At 41.1% G+C, this 20,797-nt stretch carries 16 protein-coding genes and 1 pseudogene; 11 read left to right on the top strand and 6 right to left on the bottom strand.

Annotation, left to right across the window (positions count from 1 at the left end; all coding sequences use genetic code 11):
• The 3 genes from H6G06_RS00080 to H6G06_RS00070 all read left to right on the top strand — a co-directional run bounded on the left by H6G06_RS00080 (window position 1) and on the right by H6G06_RS00070 (window position 1,835).
• Complete coding sequence (locus tag H6G06_RS00080) at window positions 1-378, top strand: hypothetical protein (protein ID WP_190555874.1); 378 nt, start codon at window positions 1-3, stop codon at window positions 376-378.
• An 81-nt stretch (window positions 379-459) separates the two neighbouring features.
• Window positions 460-960 (top strand): hypothetical protein, encoded by a 501-nt coding sequence (locus H6G06_RS00075; RefSeq protein ID WP_190555872.1) that lies wholly within the window; start codon window positions 460-462, stop codon window positions 958-960.
• Window positions 961-1,055: 95 nt separating this feature from the next.
• On the top strand, window positions 1,056-1,835 hold the full coding sequence (locus tag H6G06_RS00070) for a photosystem II electron transport protein, Sll1252 family (RefSeq protein WP_190555870.1): 780 nt from the start codon (window positions 1,056-1,058) through the stop codon (window positions 1,833-1,835).
• Window positions 1,836-1,921: 86 nt separating this feature from the next.
• Here the strand turns inward: H6G06_RS00070 and H6G06_RS00065 are convergent, their stop codons facing one another.
• Complete coding sequence (locus H6G06_RS00065; RefSeq protein ID WP_190555867.1) at window positions 1,922-2,701, bottom strand: SDR family NAD(P)-dependent oxidoreductase; 780 nt, start codon at window positions 2,699-2,701, stop codon at window positions 1,922-1,924.
• Between the two features lie 163 nt (window positions 2,702-2,864).
• Between H6G06_RS00065 and H6G06_RS00060 the strand changes: the two genes are divergently transcribed.
• The 3 genes from H6G06_RS00060 (at window position 2,865) to ptsP (ending at window position 8,011) form a co-directional block, all read left to right on the top strand.
• Window positions 2,865-4,127: a hypothetical protein gene (locus H6G06_RS00060; protein ID WP_190555865.1), complete on the top strand. Its 1,263-nt coding sequence runs from the start codon at window positions 2,865-2,867 to the stop codon at window positions 4,125-4,127.
• A 264-nt stretch (window positions 4,128-4,391) separates the two neighbouring features.
• Window positions 4,392-4,820, top strand: coding sequence for a hypothetical protein (locus H6G06_RS00055; RefSeq protein WP_190555863.1), 429 nt, complete (start codon window positions 4,392-4,394; stop codon window positions 4,818-4,820).
• A 695-nt stretch (window positions 4,821-5,515) separates the two neighbouring features.
• Window positions 5,516-8,011, top strand: a complete 2,496-nt coding sequence (ptsP, locus tag H6G06_RS00050) for a phosphoenolpyruvate--protein phosphotransferase (protein WP_190555861.1) — start codon at window positions 5,516-5,518, stop codon at window positions 8,009-8,011.
• 169 nt (window positions 8,012-8,180) lie between these two features.
• Here the strand turns inward: ptsP and H6G06_RS00045 are convergent, their stop codons facing one another.
• Window positions 8,181-8,807, bottom strand: a complete 627-nt coding sequence (locus tag H6G06_RS00045; RefSeq protein ID WP_190555859.1) for a CPP1-like family protein — start codon at window positions 8,805-8,807, stop codon at window positions 8,181-8,183.
• Between the two features lie 757 nt (window positions 8,808-9,564).
• Here H6G06_RS00045 and H6G06_RS00040 point away from each other — a divergent pair.
• Window positions 9,565-10,278 (top strand): response regulator transcription factor, encoded by a 714-nt coding sequence (locus H6G06_RS00040; protein ID WP_190555857.1) that lies wholly within the window; start codon window positions 9,565-9,567, stop codon window positions 10,276-10,278.
• Between the two features lie 118 nt (window positions 10,279-10,396).
• Here the strand turns inward: H6G06_RS00040 and H6G06_RS00035 are convergent, their stop codons facing one another.
• Window positions 10,397-10,594, bottom strand: coding sequence for a DUF2811 domain-containing protein (locus tag H6G06_RS00035; RefSeq protein ID WP_190555855.1), 198 nt, complete (start codon window positions 10,592-10,594; stop codon window positions 10,397-10,399).
• Window positions 10,595-11,402: 808 nt separating this feature from the next.
• Here H6G06_RS00035 and H6G06_RS00030 point away from each other — a divergent pair.
• Window positions 11,403-13,112 carry an iron uptake porin gene (locus H6G06_RS00030; RefSeq protein WP_190555854.1) on the top strand — a complete coding sequence of 570 codons (1,710 nt, stop codon included), beginning with the start codon at window positions 11,403-11,405 and terminating at the stop codon, window positions 13,110-13,112.
• A 75-nt stretch (window positions 13,113-13,187) separates the two neighbouring features.
• Here the strand turns inward: H6G06_RS00030 and hisIE are convergent, their stop codons facing one another.
• Entirely contained in the window at window positions 13,188-13,838 is a 651-nt protein-coding gene (gene hisIE, locus H6G06_RS00025; RefSeq protein ID WP_190555852.1) for a bifunctional phosphoribosyl-AMP cyclohydrolase/phosphoribosyl-ATP diphosphatase HisIE, read from the bottom strand.
• A 192-nt stretch (window positions 13,839-14,030) separates the two neighbouring features.
• Here hisIE and hemL point away from each other — a divergent pair, with 192 nt between their 5' ends.
• Window positions 14,031-15,329 carry a glutamate-1-semialdehyde 2,1-aminomutase gene (gene hemL, locus H6G06_RS00020; RefSeq protein WP_190555850.1) on the top strand — a complete coding sequence of 433 codons (1,299 nt, stop codon included), beginning with the start codon at window positions 14,031-14,033 and terminating at the stop codon, window positions 15,327-15,329.
• A gap of 73 nt (window positions 15,330-15,402) precedes the next feature.
• On the opposite strand, the gene H6G06_RS00015 is transcribed toward hemL, so the two are convergent.
• Window positions 15,403-15,564, bottom strand: a complete 162-nt coding sequence (locus H6G06_RS00015) for a metallothionein (protein WP_190555848.1) — start codon at window positions 15,562-15,564, stop codon at window positions 15,403-15,405.
• A gap of 425 nt (window positions 15,565-15,989) precedes the next feature.
• Between H6G06_RS00015 and H6G06_RS00010 the strand changes: the two genes are divergently transcribed.
• Entirely contained in the window at window positions 15,990-17,612 is a 1,623-nt protein-coding gene (locus H6G06_RS00010; RefSeq protein WP_190555846.1) for a serine/threonine-protein kinase, read from the top strand.
• 639 nt (window positions 17,613-18,251) lie between these two features.
• Window positions 18,252-18,632 (top strand): annotated as a pseudogene (locus H6G06_RS27955) (NF041680 family putative transposase); the annotation flags it as partial.
• 81 nt (window positions 18,633-18,713) lie between these two features.
• Here the strand turns inward: H6G06_RS27955 and H6G06_RS00005 are convergent.
• Window positions 18,714-20,797: PEP/pyruvate-binding domain-containing protein (locus H6G06_RS00005; RefSeq protein ID WP_190555844.1), on the bottom strand; the 2,084-nt coding region annotated here is incomplete at its 5' end.

Raw genomic sequence — 20,797 nt, 5'->3', positions numbered from 1 at the left:
ATGACTAAAATAACAACACAAGAAATCGCCCAATTTCGCTCTCAACTAGCAGATGATCCTCAAGCAATGGAAGTATTAGACTTGATAGAGGATTGTGAAGGAGATTTAGAAGATGCAGCCATGACCCTTGCTATCAAAGCCGGACAAGAACCAGGACGGACAAATTCTGAGTGGTTAGATGCGTTAGCGAGAAAATGGCGTGCAGTCCTATGTGAACAAGAATATCGAGATGATTTGGTAAATAGCTCAGTTGGTGGGATGATGTCACGCCTGAAAAGTATCCCAGAGTTTCCTAAAATTTTGGCGACTCCGGTTTTAATATATGTCCTCAAGCAAGGTGTGAATAGTTTTTGCGAACCGCTGGACTCTCTAAAATAATATTTAGCCGAGTATCGGTGGAACCAGTCCTGATACCCTGTTAATTAAGGACAATTTTTTCAGATAACAATTTTTAGATCAATGAATTACCTTGTTGCCGTATTATCAGATCGCATCCAAGCTGAAGCTGCTTACTTAGGCTTAGAAAAAGAAGGCATAAATAGCTCTATATTGGGTAGAGGATACAAAACCGCTGATGAGTTTGGCTTGATTGACCCCAAAGAAGAAGCTAAAAAACAAGCACGATTAATGGCATTCTGGTTAGTACCATTCGGCTTTTTTGCTGGTGCTACCTTCAGTCTCATCACTGGTTTAGATACCTTTGCTTGGGCTGGTGAAATCGGTAATCATGTCATTGGGGGGCTACTTGGTGCTGGTAGCGGTGCTATGGGTAGCGTGTTTGTTGGTGGTGGTGTGGGTTTAGTTGCCGGTGGTGGAGATGCTTTACCTTACCGCAACCGTTTAGACGCTGGTAAATACATAATTGTAGTTCAGGGTTCAGAAACTCTGACTCGCCAAGCTACCCGCATCTTACGCCAGTTTGACCCCGAAAATATCCAAGGTTATGCAGAAACAAACTAACGTTTGGTAGTTGGTAATTCGTAATAGGGTTATTCTCCTAGTAAAGAGTCCCCAATCCCCAGTCCCCAATCCCCAATCCCCAGTCCCCAGTCCCCATGTTACCTAGAGAAGAACTTTTAAAAGGTGTTGAAAATCGTGATAGTATAGCTCGCGTAATTGACCAAGCAGAGCAAGCTATAAAGACGTGGGAAGTAGTTTTAACTGATTTTTTGTCTCCGCCAGAGTTAGCGGAAATTCAACGGGTTGTTAGCCGATTAACAGATGTGCATTTAGTTGCCTGGGGTGGATATCCTCAAGCTGAACGTCAAAGAGTGGCGATCGCTCGTTCTGAATTACCATTAGATCAATCTCAAGTCGCTATCACCGTTGTCGAAATTGCTGGTAATTTCCTGTTTGATACTGCAACCCACCGTGACTTTTTAGGAGCAATGTTGGGTACAGGAATTGTGCGGGAAAAGACAGGAGATATTATTATTTTGGGAGAAAGGGGAGCGCAAGCAATTGTAGTTCCTGAACTCGCAGAATTTTTGGAAATGAGTTTAAAACAGGTGCGTTCTGTTCCTGTGAAAACGCAACCCATTGATATCAATGAGTTAAAAATCCGAGAACCGAAAAAGAAAGAATTGACAACTGTAGAAGCTTCTTTAAGATTAGATGCGATCGCTTCTGCTGGTTTTGGGATGTCCCGTAGCAAAATGGTTGATTTTATCGACTCCGGTGATGTGCGCGTTAATTGGAAAGAAATTACTCAAGCTAGTTCTCAATTAAAAACAGGAGACTTAATCGCAATTCGCGGTAAAGGACGTTTAGAAGTTGGCGAAATTGCCGTTACTAAAAAAGACCGTTACCGCGTGCAATTGACGAGATATATGTAGGGGACTGGGGACAGGTGACAGGTGACAGGGAAGAGGGAATAGGCAATAGCTAAGAGTTTTACCAATTACCAGTTACCAATTACCAATTACCCTTTTTTAAACTGTTTTGCGATCGCACTTACCAAAGATTCTCTTGGTAGAAACCTGTGCATATTGACGATGATTTTATTTCCTAAACCGCCGCTAACCACAGTAGAATCTCCTTTTTCTAAACCTTGTAAAGCATCACGTACAACTTCTTCAGGAGTTGCTATTTTATTATTTGCACCTGCTAAAGTTTCAGGAAACTTAGCTTCTGTGAAAAAGTCTGTTTCTGTTGGTCCTGGACAAACGACTAAAACTTTCACACCATAATCTTTATTTTCTGCCCAAAGTGCTTCACTAAAACTCAGAACAAAGGCTTTAGTTGCTGCATAAACAGAAATATAAGGCATTGGTTGAAAGCCGGCAATTGAAGAAACATTAATAATGCTACCAGAACGACGTTGACGCATTAAAGGTAGAAATTTGTGGGTTAAATCTACCAATGCCATAATATTTAATTGAATCATTTTTAATTGCCGTTCTCCGTCTCGTTCGGCAAAATCTCCATAATCACCAAAACCAGCATTATTGATTAACAAATCAATTGTTAAACCTTTCTCTTTAATGAGATCAAATACCTCATTTGTAGCATTAGTTTCTGTCAAGTCTTTAGCTATAACCTCGACTTTAACTTGATGTTGTTGTTGTAATTTAGTGGCTATTTGGTTGAGTTTTTCGGCTGAACGTGCAACAAGAACAAGATTTGTTTTGCGTGCAGCAAGTTCTTCGGCAAAAGCTTTACCAATTCCACCTGACGCACCGGTAATTAAAGCTGTTGACATTTTGGATATTATCTGATTTATTTTTTTACCTTTATTTATGGTAGCAACTCTGATTAAAGGTTGTGTGCAGACAGGAAAAATTTTATTGCTAATCTTTGTATTATTTATAGCCAGAACAGGGAATACTAGATTTAGCTATATTTAGTGGCTTCTGGGTAAAATTATGTTCGGTAAAATCAAATTTGCGGCTTTTTTCATCGCCGGGACAGCGGGGGTTGTGTGGCTTGTCAATTTACCATATCCCATGATCCGCAGACCTGTAGCGCAGGTAGCACCAATTCTGCTGTTACCTAGTTTTATGAGTATGGATCATCACTACCGGGGTGCGATTGATGCTTTAGAACAAGCAGATCAGTTAGTGAGTCGCGCTACCAGCAGTGCGGATATTGAACTAGGTGGAGAGAAGGTAAAAACTGCAAAACAACACTTGGATCATTTACCCGTCTGGTTTTTGGGTTACTATCCTCAGCGTTATTGTACTTTGTTTAGTTGTAGTTGGCAGTTTACCTTCGATGAATTTGAACAGGCCAGACAACGAGTAGCGCGACTGGATGCTGTGGTTTTTCAAGATAAAAATGCTTTAGTTCCGTTTAATGAAGCAAAAAATGGTCTAGAGACGGCAAAACAGCAATATGCACAAGCTGAAAATACAAAAGATCGAGAAACAGCCATTGCAAATTGGCAAGTAGCTATAGATAAATTAGACCAAATTTCTCAACAAACATTAGCAGGAAAAACAGCCCAAACTCAACTTACTGCTTACAAACGCGATTTTGAATATGCGCGGATTAGTAGTTTTATTACTGCTGCACAAGAATTTGATTTAGAAGCTCAAAAAATTCAACCAACAAATTATCAAGTAGCAGCGGAATTATGGCAACAGGCAATTAATCGACTGGAACAAGTACCAAATGAAAATCCCCAATATGTGGATGCACAAAAATTAATTGCTGCATACCAAGTCAAACAAAAAACTGTAGTTGATCCGCGTAGTACCACTTACATCGCAGCCGCAAAACAGTATGCTTTGGCAGCAGCAAAAGCTTCTCAAAATCCACCACACACTGTACAGAAATGGGAACAAATTGGTGATTTGTGGGAAAAAGCAATTCGGCAATTAGAAAATATTCAAGTTTCAGAACCAAGTTATGTAGAAGCACAAAAGTTAATAGCACAGTATCAAACTAATTTGGGAACTATTAAAAATCGTCGTCAAGTTGAAAGTGATGGTAAGGAAATTCTTGATGAAGCTAACAAGGAAATTCAAAGATTGATTGCTTCACCACCAGGTAATAAGAATGAGATGAAAGCGGAAATTATCAGAATTATGAATCAACTGAGTAATATAAAATCAGGAACAACTTCATATAATGAGGCACAAAGATTATTGAAATTGGCAGATAATCAACTCAAGAAACTTAAGTAATTTGTGGTGTTTGTTATGCAGATTATCAAGTACCAGTATGCTCTCAATTCAAGCGGTAAAACCGTAAATATTGAGAGCTTAATTGCTACTCCAGAAGTAAGACGTGAACAATTCAAGTGTTTATCATGTGATAATGTTCTGATTCCTGTATTGGGTAAAAATAGATAACAGCATTTTCGCCACAAGGCTGAAATCAAATGCTCTCCTGAGACTTACTTACACAAGTTAGCCAAACAGACATTTTACGAAGTTTACAAGAGTTGTTTGTTAGAAAATATCCCCTTTTGGATAGAAATAAATTTTACCATATATTGTAGTTTTTACGAACAAGAATTGTTAGTACCCTGTACCTTTAGTAAATGCAAACACAAATTTGATTTAACTCAATACTTTAAAGATATTAAGTTAGAAACTAAAGATGGTTCTTTTATACCTGACTTACTACTTATTAGTGAAAAGGAAGATAAAATTTTTATAGAAATAGCAGTAACTCATAAATCAACACTTGAAAAAATGCAATCTAAACAGCGTATTTTAGAATTAAACATCAGGAGTGAACTTGATATTAATACAATCAAAAAATGTGTTTTAAAGGAAAATAAAAATATTTATTTTTTTAATTTTAAAAGACAAGAAAAAAAGAACTTTTGTCAAGGAGAATGTATCAGAGGTTGTTTGAAAAGTATTGTATGAAACCAACAATTGCCAGAAACCTAACCCCCCTACCCCCCTTCCCTACAAGGGAATGGGGATTTTAAAGCCTCTCCCCTGCAAGGGGAGAGGTTTGGAGAGGGGTTAATTTATACATAAAAAACTTTTAAAACATCCTCTCAATGGTTTTCAACCGAGAGTAAAATATAAAAATAATGTTTCTCTGAAAATAGGAGCTTTATCAGAGAAAAGTTGTTTTTTATGCCGACATCACCGAATAATTGTTTACAAAGGTAAAGATATACCTATTTACTGTCAAATTTTTAAACAAAGATTTCACCAAAAAGCAGCCTATAACTGTCAAGATTACTTACCAGATGATAAATTTATTGATAACTTATACTTGATTATAGATTAAGTAAACCAGTTTTCATATATTTAGACCACATCCTAAAAATCTCTTTCTTACTTTGCGTCTTTGCTCCTTAGCGTCTACCCTGCGGGATCTCCTGACGGAGATTGCGCGAAATCAAATCAAAATGTGGTTCGTTTACCTGAGAATGGCTGTAATCTGGTATAGGCCATAGATATGAAATAATAACCAGTAAGTCCTTCCTCTTACAGGCTTGTTACAAAATATTAATCTTCTCCACTAAAACCTAAATACAACCTAAATAAATACGGTATTTGCATTTTCACAACTCATAATGGAATGGGTAACTGGCTAAGGTATTACCGTGGTTGGTATTGTTATTGTTTCGCACAGTAAACAATTAGCTCTAGGAGTACAGGAACTAGCTGCACAGATGGTTCAAGGAAAAGTTCCCCTCGCTGTAGCAGCAGGTATTGATGATCCAGAAAATCCACTAGGTACAGATGCGATTAAGGTTTATGAAGCGATCGCCGCTGTATTCTCTGATGATGGGGTTCTCGTGTTGATGGATTTAGGCAGTGCTTTAATGAGTGCGGAAATGGCGCTAGAGTTTCTACCCCCAGAACAACGAGAAAAAGTATATCTTTGTGCAGCACCATTGGTAGAAGGTGCAGTTGCTGCTACTGTTGCTGCTGCGACTGGTGGAAATATTCAGCAAGTTATCGCGGAAGCACAAGGAGCTTTAGTAGCAAAAGCTACACATTTATGTTTGCTCAGTAGTCCATTGTCAGCAGTCAGTAGCCACCCCATCACTACTGAAGTTGCCACTAGAGAAATACGCATCAAAGTTAGTAACCGCTTAGGTTTACACGCTCGTCCATCAGCCCAATTTGTCGCCACTGCATCCCGCTTTCAATCGCAAATCCGGGTACAAAATTTAACTAGAAACACAGAACCTGTCCGGGGTGACAGTATAAACCAAGTCGCCACTTTGGGAGTACGTCAAGGACATGAATTGCTGATTACTGCCACTGGAATTGATGCTCAAGAGGCTCTACAAGCTTTACAAACATTGATTATTAACAATTTTGGCGAAAATGATAGCATTCTAGAATTAACACCACCACCTCAAGAATTTACCGCACCTACGCAGGGCGAACTAGCGGGAATTGCGGCTTCTCCAGGTGTGGCGATCGCCCCATTAGTTCATTATCAATCTGCTGCTGTTGCTTTTACGGAATATCACATAGAAAATGTCAATATAGAGTGGCAAAGATTACAAGCAGCCATGCAAATTGCTAAACAGGAAATTGCCAGTTTACTCTCCCATACATCGATTCAAATTGGTGATGCGGAAGCAGCAATTTTTGATGCTCATCTCCTATTTTTAGCAGATCCGGTGATGCTAGAAGCAGCACGTCAACATATTGTAGAAGAACGTCTCAATGCAGAAGTAGCTTGGCAAGCTGTAGTTGATGAAGTAGCAAATTCCTACCGCAAATTAGAGGATGCTTATTTACAAGAACGAGTTGACGATGTGGTTGATGTCGGGCGGAGGGTGTTAAGAATATTACTGGGTAATGCTCCCACAGACTTGGAACTGACAGAACCATCTATTATAGTAGCTATAGATTTAAGTCCATCAGATACCGTTAAACTAGATCCAAGCAAAGTGATGGGTATTTGCATGACCTCTGGAAGTGCAACTTCCCATAGTGCCATTATCGCTAGAACCCTTGGTATTCCTGCGGTTTTGGGTGTAGATGCCCAGGTGCTAAACTTGCCAAATGGAACTCTGATGGCGCTTGATGGCGAAAGTGGCAAAGTGTGGGTTGCACCAGCACCAGAAACATTAGAGATACTGGAAATTAAGCGAGAGACTTGGAAAATTGCCCAAGCAGAAGCGCGAAAGCTGGCACATCAACCAGCAATTACTCGTGATGGTAGCCACATTAAAGTTTTTGCTAATATCGGTAGTGTTACGGATGCCAAAGCGGCTGTAAGTCATGGTGCAGAAGGTGTGGGATTACTTCGCACCGAGTTCTTGTACTTGGAAAGGACAAACGCACCCACAGAACAGGAACAATTAGAAGTTTATCAAGCAATTACTCAAGTTTTGGATAAACAACCGTTAATTATTCGCACCTTGGATATAGGTGGAGATAAACAACTTCCTTATTTGAGTTCGTCAGTTACAGAAGCTAACCCCTTTTTAGGTGTGCGCGGGATTCGGTTCTGTTTAGAAAATCCTCAGTTATTGAAAACTCAGTTACGGGCAATTTTACGCGCTAGTGTGGGGAATAATATCAAAATTATGTGGCCGATGATTGCCACTTTAACAGAATTACGAGCAGCTAAAGCAATTTTTACCCAGGTACAAGAGGAACTGCGACAAGCGGGTACACCTTTTGATGAAAATATGAAGGTGGGGATGATGATAGAAACACCCGCAGCAGTAGCTATAGCTGATCAGTTAGCAAGGGAAGTGGATTTTTTCAGTATTGGTACAAATGATTTGAGTCAGTATGTAATGGCAGGCGATCGCACTAATCCCAGAGTAGCAACTTTAGCGGATGCCTTGCAACCTGCGGTATTGAGAATGATTCAGCAAACTGTTCAAGCTGCCCACGCTGCTAATATTTGGGTAGGATTATGTGGAGAAGTAGCAGCAGAAACCTTAGTTGCACCGATTTTATTAGGTTTAGGATTAGATGAGTTGAGTGTCAATCCCCAAGCGATCGCACCCTTGAAACTAGCAATTTCACAGTTAACAATAACGGAAGCGCAAGCTCTAGCTAATGTGGCATTACAACAAGATTCTGCTACCAGTGTTAGGGAGTTAGTTTATCCCATAGGGTGATGTTATATCAAACAGCAGTAGAGACGTTCCGCCGGAACGCCTCCACTGCAACAAAACCCTCTTCGTGCATAGCTTCTGCACTTTTCTTCTGTACTTGTAGCAACCAGCAATAAGCTGTCTTTGAATATAGACTGAGTGAATTTTGATCATACTCAGTCCCGTATCAGGATCAACGCAGAAAGCTGCTAATTAACCACATCAAAATAAACGTTAGCACTGTAGAAAACTGATTTGGTGTGATATTGATAAACGGTAGTTGCTGTAATACCCAAGCAGCAATTAGTCCCCCAACTATTAAGCCTATAATTAGACTTGCCAGTGTGAACAAAACTGCTCGACCAAATTTGTTTTCCTTGCGGTTGAGAAGATAAATACTGACTCCAACCCCAACCACTAATCCCAGCTGTAAAACCTGATCACTAGCACCAGGAATAAATAAACTGATAGCACTCAACCCCAAGTACCAAGCTCCTGGTAAGAGTACATCCGGTAGACTTGGTCGGTCTAACATTCGTTGCAGCCATGCAGGTGACTGCTCGCGAGGAGTCGGACTTTCTTTCTGTGGAGATGGTACTCGCATCTCTGGAAAGCGGATACGCTCAGGTACTTTAATTTTACCTTCTTGGCGCATTCGTAAGCGATCCATTAGAATCGCATCATAAGCTGCTTCAATCAATTCTCGACCCTTGCCGTCACCACCATGTTGCTCCAACAGGCGATTGCGAGCATCCTGAATTTCATCGAAGCTAGCATCTTCTGATACCCCAAGTTTTTCGTAGGGATTTTGATCGCTCATGGCAGTTTGTTACTTCGGCCTTAGTAAGCGGCAGTCTTTTGTTGAAGAAAAAACAACCTTATGTTTTATTGTAATCGAAATAATGCTTCTAACCGATTCTTATCCTCTAATCAGGATATTAGCACGGCTGAGTTTGTTCGACCCAAGCATTTTAACTTCAGTTACTTTAACATATTGCCATCACACCAAGTATCGTTTACCAGCTAGGGTTTTATCCCCAAATTCTCCTTGAGAATGTTGAACAGGTATTTTTGATGAGAAAACACACGTTTTTGCTGGTTGATCCGCTAAGTTATCCCAGCGTCACGGTATTTTCCTGAGTTATGAATTATAATTACTCTGTTTTATGGTATAAATTTGCATACAGCAGGAGTCAGGAGTCAGGAGTAAAACTGGCTTTTTGTATAGGTTTCAACTTAGATTCTGTACCTCCTTGATCTGCAATCTGCTGTATTGATTTAAAATTAGAGCGTTTTCAATTGCTGTTTGACTGAGTACACATTATCCAAATTGAGACAAAAAGCTACAAATGGGATCAGAACAATCCTTTGGTCGATATAGTGGATATACTGAAGTGCAGACCTGAAGATCAGAAGATTGGTGCCTATATCGTTCATAATTGTAATTACAGTTTATTTGAACAATCAGGATACTCGTACCTACCCCTTGTAGATTCTTAAGTACTGCCAAAGTGTAAAATGCGTTTTTACGCAATCGCCCTGTTAATCATAATGAATTTTTGTGCAAAGTAATGGTCATGGCTCCTGCCAAGATTCTTGTAGTTGATGACGACCCAGCCGTTAGGAATTTAATCCAACGCTTTTTGATCAAACAGAACTATCAAGTAGAAGCTGCCGAAGATGGTAAGGCTGCCCTAGCTGTCTTTGAGCAATTTAACCCAGACTTGGTAATTCTAGATGTAAATTTACCAGATGCCATCGGCTTTAACCTGTGCCAAGAAATGCAAAGCCGAAATGGTGTGTTTGTGCTTATGCTCACTAGTCGTACTGACGAAGCCGACAAAATTCGCGGTTTTTCTAAAGGTGCTGATGACTATCTCACCAAGCCATTTGGGCTGGGAGAGCTAGAAGTCAGAGTAGCAGCAATTTTGAGGCGACAGCGGGTTGTCACCACCGCCGAACAAAAACGCCTCATTTTTGAAAAGCTCATGATTGATCCGGTACGGAGGGAAGTAGCACTTAACGACCAACCAGTACCATTGACAGCTTTAGAATTTGATTTGTTGCATTTTTTAGCCAGTCATCCAGGTCGAGTTTGGCGGCGAGCAGAGCTTATACAAGAGGTTTGGGACTATGAATATGTAGGAGACCAACGGGTTGTAGATGTTCACATCGGTCAAATTCGCAAAAAGATTGAAATTGATGCTAGTCAGCCAGCATTAATTCAGACTGTACGCGGTGTAGGTTACAAGTTTGAATGTACTACTAATCCACAAGAAGACCGGGTGTAGGGATTAGGGTATGGTGTGTAGGGTGTAGGGTTTGGGGTGTAGGGTAAGAATTTTTGCTCCCGTCCTCATCTCACTATCTCCCTATCGCCCCATCTCCCCATTTCCTAATGATTTATACTCAGCACTGATGAAACAAAGTTTCTAAATAGATACGAGCAGCGTGGCGATCGCTATCTCCATTTTGGAGCAAAAACAGCGATAGCGCCGCAGTCAATACGCGGGTTTGATCCCAATCAGGATGAGTTTCTAGGTAGTTTGTTAGGGATTCGTGGAGTGGTTCGGGAATCACTGTAAAGATACTAACGGTTGTGTTCATAAGATTTCCCTTCTATATGGTCTATCAAGAGATGTTGCTTGCTGTGCATACAATTAATTGCCAGCCCCAATACTGCACGGGGTTCTGAGGTAACAGTGCAAAATTGATGCTCATCCTCGAACGGACTAAAAAAGCAAGCCGAATCATTGTGCGCTCAGAGGGGGTGGGTTTGTCAATGCTGCGAAATGTTAAAAATTAGCATAGAAAAAATAAATACTCACGAAACAATAAGGGTTATAAACATATTTTTGTTACTTAACTTAATAAAAACTCAGTTTGTGATGTCGTTCAGTGATGAAAACAAAAAATCCCCAGTAAGCCAGCAAGACTTGATTAGTTCGTAGAGCATCTGTGGAAAACTAGTAAAATTCCTGTGGAAACTCTGTGGAATCCAGGAGGATAATTGCAGCTAATGATAAGAATTACAAAAATATCAAGGTTTAGTAACAATTTTGTCCAAAATCAAGCCCTAAAAGCCTATGGGAACTGGGTTTTTCAAAGGAAAAATTTTCAGTGGGGCCTAGAACCCAAAAACCCTTGTCGTATTAATATCACTTTAAATTTAGTAAAACTTAATATTATTTGTTTAAAAACAGGTATAAAAATTCTTAACAATGCTTTGTATCAAATTTTATATAAATATTATTTAATCTAACTACCAAATATACTGATAACAACTTTTTAACCAGTAATTATAACTATGCCATAAAATTTACTTGATGCACCCATTTCTGATTGTGGCAAGACTAGAGCCATCCTAGCTCTGGAAACGAAATATGCAATAAAAATTTAGCTGTGAGGAGTCACAATGAAAGTAAATTTACCGAATTTTGGTAGAGTAGGTTTACTCTGCTTACTTTCTGGATTTTTGCCTATACAGGCTATGGCTGTTAATAGCCCCCAACAAGATTCACCTACTGGCAATCAAAAACAACAAAGTGCTGATTTATCCACATCATCACCCCTAGTCCTAGCATCAGAGGCGATAGAACAAGTAACATCTGTATCCCAACTTTCAGATGTACAGCCTACAGATTGGGCTTTTCGTGCATTACAGTCTTTAATCGAGCAACACGGCTGTATTGCCGGGTATCCAAATGGTACATATCGTGGCAACCGTGCGTTGACTCGCTATGAATTCGCTGCTGGTTTAAATGCTTGTTTAGACAGAGTTAACGAATTAATTACCAGTACAGGGGAGCCATTCACAAAACAAGATTTAGCTACTCTGCAAAAACTGCAAGAAGAATTTTCAGCCGAACTGGCAACACTCAGAGGTAGAGTTGATGCAGTAGAGGCACGCACAGCAGAATTAGAAGCAAATCAGTTTTCCACCACAACCAAATTGAGTGGTGAAGCCATTATTGCCGCTATCGGTGCTAGAGGTGGTACTACCGGATCAGATCCAAATATCATTCTCACTAACAGAGTCCGTTTAAACCTCACCACCAGTTTTACAGGTAAAGACTTACTCATTACCGGGTTACAAGCTCATAATTTCTTAGGTGGTGCTGGTAGTCTCCAGAATAGTTTGGGATTATCCCCATCAGGATTGAGTGATAGTAGTGCGCGAACCGGCTTTGAACCCCAATTTCCTGGTCTTGATGTAAAAACTTTATCTGGGGTGGGTGCAAACTCAGTAGAACTTTATAAACTGCTGTATATCTTCCCTGTAGCCGAAAAATTAACCTTGTTTGCGGGAACTGCGGCGGAAGTTTCCGATGCTTTTCCGGCTATCACTCCCTTTTATGGAGAAGGACAAGAATCTATTTCTCGTTTTGGTAACTTAAACCCTGTTCTTCGTGTTTCTGGTGGTACTTCCGGTTCTGGTTTAGCATCTGCGGCCGGTTTTATTTATAGTTTTTCACCAAAGCTGGATTTAAGAGCTTTGTATGGTAGTGTTAATGCCAACCTTCCTCAAAACCAAGGTTTTCCAGGTACACCTCTAGGCGCTGGTGTATTTAATGGTAGTAGTGTCATTGCAACCCAATTAACTTTTAAACCCACCAAAGCTATAGATGTGGGATTAAACTACGCCAATAGTTATCACCAGATTAATATTTTAGGTACTGGTTTAACCAGTCATGATACTGGGGCTTTACCTGGTGTTCCATTGGACACACCTGTAAAAATTAACTCCGTTGGTGGAACTTTAACCTGGCGGTTTTCCCCGCAAGTAGCTTTATCTGGTTATGGTGCAGCAATGTTTGTTGATGACTCCTCCAACAATTTTGACGCTTCCACAACTTTCACCAGTTGGATGGTAGGTTTGCATCTCAAGGATTTGCTACAAAAAGGTAATACAGCAGGTTTGATTTTTGGACAGCCTCTTTATAGTAGTGCGTCAGTTGCACCATCAGTTAGAGCCACACCTTATCATCTAGAAGGTTATTACCGTTTTCGGATTAATGACAATGTGAGCATTACTCCTGGTGCATTTGTCCTGTTCAACCCGGAAGGAGACAGCACCAACCGCACGACAGCTGTAGGTGTACTCCGTACTACCTTTACTTTTTAGGTGACAGGTGACAGGGAATAGCAAAAGAAAGATAAATTATTTCTCCCCTGCTCCCCTGCTCCCCTGCTCCCTTGCCTATTTCCTGCGTTCTTGCAATTTGCGATAAACAGCTTTTAAATCAACTTGATGATGTGCCAGAGCGACGAGGGTATGATAGAAGAGGTCAGCAACTTCGCCAGCGATCGCATCAGCATCATCATCTTTGCACGCCATAACTACCTCGGCGCTTTCCTCACCAATCTTTTTTAAAATTTTATTATCACCACCTGCCAACAACTGACAGGTATAAGAACTATCATTAGGATGATCACGGCGATCGCATATCACCTGAAAAAGCTGAGATAACATATCCGCTGGTGGTGGTGTTACTTTCCCATCTACTTGATGAAAACAACTACGCTCCCCAGTGTGACAAGCAATATCTCCCAACTGTTCTACCCCAATCAGTAAAGCATCACTATCACAGTCATAACGAATCGTTTGCACCTTCTGAATATGTCCCGAAGTAGCTCCCTTATGCCAAAACTCCTGACGGGAACGACTCCAAAAGCAAGTTTCTCCAGTTTCTAAAGTCTTGTGTAAAGACTCCCGATTCATCCAGGCCATCATCAACACAGTACCATCTAGATAATCTTGGATAATCGCTGGGACTAAACCCCGGTCATCATAACGAATTTTTTCTACAGGGATGGCAGATTGGAGCGATTGCAGTTCAGGAGAAGACATACCAAAAACTTTTGTAAGTTAACAATCATCAATGAATTCAAGGTGCTAACAGGAGTTTAGCAGAAAGGATAATAATATTGATATTGTCTTTTTTTTGGTTTAACCAATTCTATTACTATAGAAATTCTAAGCATTATTTCGCCCTATCCTGGGATAGAAGCTCGATTTAGTCACCACTTATAGGAGATCACCTTGGTAAACACAACGATTAAAACCACAAAATCACAAGAAATCTTTGCAGCTGCTCAAAATCTGATGCCAGGAGGAGTCAGTTCTCCAGTTCGCGCTTTTAAATCTGTCGGTGGACAACCTATAGTATTTGATCGCGTTAACGGAGCCTACTTATGGGATGTAGATGGCAACCAATACATCGACTATGTGGGTACGTGGGGACCCGCTATTTGTGGTCATGCCCATCCAGAAGTGATCGCTGCCCTACACACAGCCTTGGAAAAAGGTACTAGCTTTGGCGCACCCTGTGTACTGGAGAATGTCTTAGCAGAAATGGTGATAGATGCTGTTAAGAGCATCGAAATGGTGAGATTTGTGAATTCTGGAACTGAAGCTTGTATGGCCGTACTCCGGTTAATGCGAGCTTTCACCAAACGCGATAAAATCATCAAGTTTGAAGGTTGCTATCACGGTCACGCTGATATGTTCCTGGTGAAAGCGGGTTCTGGTGTAGCTACTCTTGGTTTACCTGATTCACCAGGAGTTCCCAAAGCTGCAACTAGCGATACATTAACAGCACCTTTTAATGACCTAGAAGCTGTCAAAGCCTTGTTTGAGCAAAACCGCGACGAAATTGCCGGTGTAATTCTTGAACCAGTTGTTGGTAATGCTGGTTTTATTACTCCCGATGCAGGTTTCTTAGAAGGATTACGGGAGCTTACCCACGAACATGGAGCCTTGTTAGTATTTGACGAAGTAATGACCGGCTTCCGGATCGCTTACGGTGGCGCTCAAGAGAAATTTGGCATCACTCCAGATTTGACAACTCTCGGTAAAGTTATCGGTGGTGGCTTACCAGTGGGAGCTTATGGTGGTCGTCGCGATATCATGTCAATGATTGCCCCCGCTGGCCCTGTATATCAAGCTGGGACTCTTTCTGGAAATCCCCTGGCTATGACTGCGGGAATTAAAACACTCGAATTGCTGCAAAAACCTGGTAGTTATGATTATCTAGAGCGTATAACTAAAAAGCTGGCCGATGGTTTACTGAAAATTGCTCAAGAAACTGGTCATGCCGCCTGTGGTGGAAATATCAGCGCCATGTTTGGACTATTTTTCACAGCAGGTCCAGTTCATAACTATGAAGATGCGAAAAATTCTGACACAGCTAAGTTTGGGCGCTTCCATCGTGGGATGTTAGAGCGTGGTATTTACTTAGCACCATCTCAGTTTGAAGCTGGCTTTACCTCTTTAGCTCACACAGATGAAGATATTGAGCAGACTTTAGCAGCTGCACGTGATGTGATGTCTAACCTCTAAGCTATTACAACTAGCAAGGGGACTGGGGACTGGGGATTGGGAATAGAGCAATTCTTCCCGCTCCCCAACTACATCAACAGCCACATCCTTGATGGCCACAGCCTTGGATATTTTGATGTCCCTCAGCACAGCCATCAGAGCAATAATATTTACCCTCTTTGAGGATGGCGTTTTCTAGGGAAACGATACACAAGCAACTTGGACAGGCACATTTCATTTGATTGACGGTAGTCATACATTTCTCCATTTTGAGATTGGAGATAACACTATAACACATGAACAATCATTCATGCGTTATTTGCAAGTAATTTAATGGAAATTGGAGCTAGGCAGGATACGTAAATATTAATAGTATTAATTATTTCTGGAAAATTGTATCAAAATAAATTCTATTTTACGTAAATTACACATAAAAATAGTATCTCTTATGGCGTAAGTCTTATGAGATAATAAATGAGATAATGGTGGAAAAAATGATTTTAATTCTAAGTATAGATAATTCATAATGGTTTACTATAATTTGAATTATCATCAGTATAAGTTTAAGCACTCTTTAAAGAGATTCCCACAAAATTATCTGACAAAATTAAAATTTGCTCTCAATAATGTAATAAGAGTCGAATTTTCTCCCTTATTTGTCGTGCAGCGAGTTAACAGTGCATGAGCTACTGCTTCAATCCCACTTGTCCCCATCCCAAAAATTTGGCATCTAGCCAAAGGTGTCAATCTTGTGGCGCTCCACTACTGTTGACCGGTAAATGTGGTCAATATCGAGCAATCAAACAGTTAGGTCAGGGAGGCTTCGGAGCAACGTTTTTAGCCCAGAATGAAGTCTTACCAGGAGAACCTAGTTGTGTGATCAAGCAACTACGTCCATCAGGAACAGCCCCACATATATTGCAGATGGCAGAGGAGTTGTTTGAGAGAGAAGCTAAAACCTTGGGTATGATTGGCAATCATCCGCAAATACCACGGCTACTGGACTATTTTAAACAGGACAACCAATTTTACTTAGTTCAGGAATACATCAGCGGAGCTACTCTCCAACAGGAAGTGAAAAAAACAGGATGCTATAGCGAAGCTGGGGTGAAACAGTTCTTAAGCGAGGTTTTGCCACTACTGCAATACATCCATGAGCTAAAGGTAATTCATCGTGATATCAAACCAGCTAATTTAATTCGCCGCTCTCAAGATGCCAGACTGGTACTGATTGACTTTGGCGCTGTCAAAAACCAAGTTAGCCAAACTACGCCTAACCCATCGGGACAGACGGCGTTAACAGCCTACGCCATTGGTACTCCTGGTTTTGCCCCTCCAGAACAAATGGCTATGCGTCCAGTTTACTCCAGCGATATTTATGCGCTAGGTGTCACCTGCATTTATCTACTAACTACTAAAACTCCTAAAGATTTGCCGTACAATCCCACAACGGGAGAAATAATATGGGAACAGCTTGTAGATGTGAGTGACCATTTCACACGCGTTTTAAAAAAAATGTTGGAGGTTTCAGTTCGTAATCGCTACCAGTCAGCCCCAGATGTACTGAGAGCGTTAGATATGGAACCATATCTAGACAGTTTATCCAAGGGATTGATAGTTAAATCTGAGGTTAAATCTGATGTTGATATTAAAGAGCGAACGAACAACCGCCCAGACAATTCTGGTGTTTTGTTCAATGAACCTGCTTCCAATGGTAATAATGGTGTAGCCCAGGTTGCAGCTGCAATTCGTGCTAGACGAGCTAAGTTAGCAGAAAATTCTGGCTCCCAGTCTGGACGAAGAGAGCGCAAACAAGTGATCCCCAAATCTCAAAATCTGATCAACACTAACAGCAATGGTTCTCAAGTTAACCGGAAAATAAATTCCCAAGCTTTGCTAACAGCCTATATGAAGGGAAGACGGGATTTTGCTTCATATAACATCAGTCTATTGAACTTACAAGATTCTGATTTATCAGGAACTAATTTCCACGGCGCTCAATTGACAAAAACCAACTTGCAAGGTACTAATCTCGAAAATAGTGACTTTGGCAGGGCTAGTCTAAAGGAAGCAAATCTCAAGGATGCTAATTTGACTAAAGCTTACTTAAGTCATGCTGATTTAGAAGGGGCAGACCTCAGAGGAGCAGACCTAAGCTATGCTTATATGAGTCAGGCTAATCTGCGAGGAGCCAATTTGTGTGGTGCTAATCTCACTGGTGCTAGGATTAGTGATGAGCAATTGGCATTAGCAAAGATTAATTGGCTGACTGTGCGCCCCAATGGTAAACGGGGATTTTTATAAATTTGATTAATTTAATAAAGCAGTTAGCAGTGCATGGCTCTGTAACTAAATTTTATGCTTGAATTCTAAATTATGAATTATCTGAATCGTCGTAATAGCCCATCCCTCTTTAGGGTGTAGGGCTGTTTCATTCGATAAGGAGGGAGGATTTTTGATACTCCCCATGCCTAGAAGGCAGGGGATTCTTAAAAAGCCCACAAACGAACTTTTAATGGTGCTATCAAAGACACCCTACTGATTCCACTAAGGTCTAAACCTAGTTTTATCGCTACTTTAGCTATAATATTTGCCGCACCGTTGGCATCAGCATTTATAAAAATATTTGTAGCCGTTCTAAGAGGATGTTTGAAAAGTCTAACCTGGGTGATTATAAATCACATCTACACAGACAAAACCTGCCTACGCAGGTTTGAAATCCCTAATTTTTCGTTAGTCCACGCAGGTGGACTTGGCTTGTGTGGTAGCGTTCGCGCCAGCGTGGCGAAGCCATATTATTTCGCCGAAAACTTTTAAGACAACCTCTAAGACTGGAGTTTAGACTAAATCGGTCATGTTCAAGAAAAAAAAGGGAGTCTGATTGAAGACAGTCCCCCTTTTGGCAGAAGCTGAGAGAAGTACTACCAACTCTCACCTGCCAATATGAAACGTGCCAGATTAGAAGAATTTCGTCAAGCAGCCTACTAACATTTAGGCAGAGCAAAAGACGCTACCTTTGAATTAACAGATGCGATATTGCTAACAAGAAATATTTATTGCCTAGCAGACTTGTCCTTATCGCCAGTATTTAGACGCAAGTGGCCAAGTATCTATGAGGCACTACAAGATAGCAGACCACAGCGACAAAAATTGATGCAGCTATATATCAAACAGATACCAACGGAGAAAAGACCTCTATTGGCAGGAGATCATACAAACTGGTCAAGACCAGATGCAGTTAAACTAAAACAAAGAACCTATGAACATAGTGGCACATCCATAACGGGAAATAAACCAATCACCGTAGGACAGGGGTATAGCACAGAGCCTTCAATAATTCATTCCCATGCAGAGCATGGGAACGAGACACGAGACACGAGACGCGAGACACCTGTTATCTGAGAATTAGGCTAAAAATTCCTCTAGTTCGACAATTCCCTTAGATCCATCAATGCGTACTTGTTGACCATCTTGAAGCAGATAAGTTGCACCACGCACATCCATGACTGCGGGAATACCATACTCACGAGCGACAATAGCCCCATGAGAAAGTTTACCACCAGCTTCGGCTATGACTCCTCCGGCACGGACTAAGATGGTAGCCCAACCAGAATCTGTATAAGGTACAACCAGAATTGTCCCCTTATTAATTTCGCCCACTTCTTGTAAATTTCGCACCACCTTGACTTGTCCTGCGGCTTGTCCTTGACTGGCGGGAATGCCTAGTAAGATATGGTCAGATGTATCAATGGGAGAGAGGATAGGGTGAGGGGGATTGTTGCCATAAACTAGAGGGGGGATTTGAGTAATTTGGCTATGTTCGAGAAATTGCGATCGCCTATTTTGCAATAACTCTGAAAGTTGATTTCTCAGTTCTGCATCAGCGTTTGCTGCTAAACGCCGCACTTCACCCAATTTCAAAAAGAAGATATCCCCTGGTTGCTGTAATAAACCAGTGTCAAGCCAAATCTTTTCTAAAGCTAAAAATGTCCAGCGTAATTCAGCTAACAAGCGAGAATAAACTTCTGTGACTCGTCCTTTAAGATCCACACGGCTTTGTACAAAACCTTGCTGACGCTTTTTGGAATCATCCGCATTTGGTGCTTCAGTTCCTTGCATGAACTGGATAAACAATTGTTTGACTAGGTGAGGCTGTTCTTTCCACGTGGGTACAGAAATATCAGTTCCTACCTCACTTAAATAACCGTAATCTTCAAGTATTTCGGCAAAATCATCCAAAATCCTTTCACCTTCTGGAATTTGCGCCAACTCTTCAAAAACTCTCTCTGGGTCAAACTCAGGTAAGATTTCTTTGGCATCTGTGGCTAAAAGCCTCAGCGATCGCAATGATGCCACTTCGGGAGTGATACTATGGTCAATTTGCTCATCCTTGACTCCAGAAACCGCCTGACGGATGGCAGCACTCAAGGGAGATAAAATGCTGTAGTAAGTACCTTGGTTAAGCAAATCGAGAATCAAGTCAACTCTGGTTAACAACTGAGGTGGTGATAAGTTCTCAATTAGTTCATTTGCTAACTTTGTCAACCCAGGAATAAACCGCCGGCGATAATCCCCCTTAAATTCCTTTTCTAAACTGATTTCCCGCTGTAGCAACTTTGTCAGTCCTGGTAAATTCTCCCAAGTAGAAGCTAGAGGGGGTTTACTCATTTTTGCGCCTCTAGTTAAAAAATCCAAACTTTCTGGCGGTAAACCCATTTCTAGAAAAACTTCCCCTAAGAAAGAAGCATTAAAATAAGCTCTAGAGTAATGAAGGGTTGCCATTTTGGTAAAGTCTAACTCGCGGCTGCGATCGCCTAATACCAAAGTAAAAAGTTCTCCCCACATCCCACAAGTTAAGGGTAAATTAATTGACCAAGTTAAGGGATGAATCACACCGGGAATGACTTCAGCCGCAATTTTGCGTGTCCAGATCGGTAGTAGGGTGGTAATTGGTCTTGATTGCAATACCCAGAGAGTTTGTCCGTCATAACTCCACTCTACATCTTGGGGAATGCCATGATAACGGTTTTCCAGTCGTCGAGCTAGGTACGCTACTTGCTTGATTAATGCTTGAGGAATTTTGCCCTCTCCCTCAAATTGAACGGTAGATAACTTGTCTTCACCAATAACAAACACTCGATATTGTTCTGGTGTGATTTTGCCGGAAACAACTTGTGCGGGACTTCCTGATACAGCTTCAATGACTACCGCATCACCTTGTTGGGAAATAGGATCACGGCTAAAGGCTACACCAGAAAATACACTTTGGACTTGGGGTTGAATCAATACGGCCATGGCCGCATCTTTAGCACCAAGATCGCGCCGATATTGGACAGCCGCAGGATGATTATAGGAAGCTTGGACTTGAGCGATCGCTGTCTCTAACTCAAGTTTACTAGTAACATTCAAAACGGTTTCGTATTGTCCAGCCGCAGAAGCTTGTTCTGAGTCTTCCCCAATTGCCGAGGAACGCACTACTAAGGGTGAGA

Source organism: Anabaena sphaerica FACHB-251, from assembly GCF_014696825.1.
Taxonomy (GTDB): domain Bacteria; phylum Cyanobacteriota; class Cyanobacteriia; order Cyanobacteriales; family Nostocaceae; genus RDYJ01.
Note: the sequence above shows the minus strand (reverse complement) of the source record. Positions and strands in the feature narration are given on the sequence as shown.

Bases quoted from the DNA above. Each gene is read 5' to 3' on its own strand.
- H6G06_RS00065 (WP_190555867.1), bottom strand. From the start codon at position 2,701: ATGTCAACAGCTTTAATTACCGGTGCGTCAGGTGGAATTGGTAAAGCT.
- H6G06_RS00075 (WP_190555872.1), top strand. From the start codon at position 460: ATGAATTACCTTGTTGCCGTATTATCAGATCGCATCCAAGCTGAAGCT.
- H6G06_RS00080 (WP_190555874.1), top strand. From the start codon at position 1: ATGACTAAAATAACAACACAAGAAATCGCCCAATTTCGCTCTCAACTA.
- H6G06_RS00015 (WP_190555848.1), bottom strand. From the start codon at position 15,564: ATGACTACCGTCAATCAAATGAAATGTGCCTGTCCAAGTTGCTTGTGT.
- H6G06_RS00040 (WP_190555857.1), top strand. From the start codon at position 9,565: ATGGCTCCTGCCAAGATTCTTGTAGTTGATGACGACCCAGCCGTTAGG.
- H6G06_RS00030 (WP_190555854.1), top strand. From the start codon at position 11,403: ATGAAAGTAAATTTACCGAATTTTGGTAGAGTAGGTTTACTCTGCTTA.
- H6G06_RS00035 (WP_190555855.1), bottom strand. From the start codon at position 10,594: ATGAACACAACCGTTAGTATCTTTACAGTGATTCCCGAACCACTCCAC.
- H6G06_RS00060 (WP_190555865.1), top strand. From the start codon at position 2,865: ATGTTCGGTAAAATCAAATTTGCGGCTTTTTTCATCGCCGGGACAGCG.
- H6G06_RS00045 (WP_190555859.1), bottom strand. From the start codon at position 8,807: ATGAGCGATCAAAATCCCTACGAAAAACTTGGGGTATCAGAAGATGCT.
- H6G06_RS00070 (WP_190555870.1), top strand. From the start codon at position 1,056: ATGTTACCTAGAGAAGAACTTTTAAAAGGTGTTGAAAATCGTGATAGT.
- H6G06_RS00010 (WP_190555846.1), top strand. From the start codon at position 15,990: ATGAGCTACTGCTTCAATCCCACTTGTCCCCATCCCAAAAATTTGGCA.
- hisIE (WP_190555852.1), bottom strand. From the start codon at position 13,838: ATGTCTTCTCCTGAACTGCAATCGCTCCAATCTGCCATCCCTGTAGAA.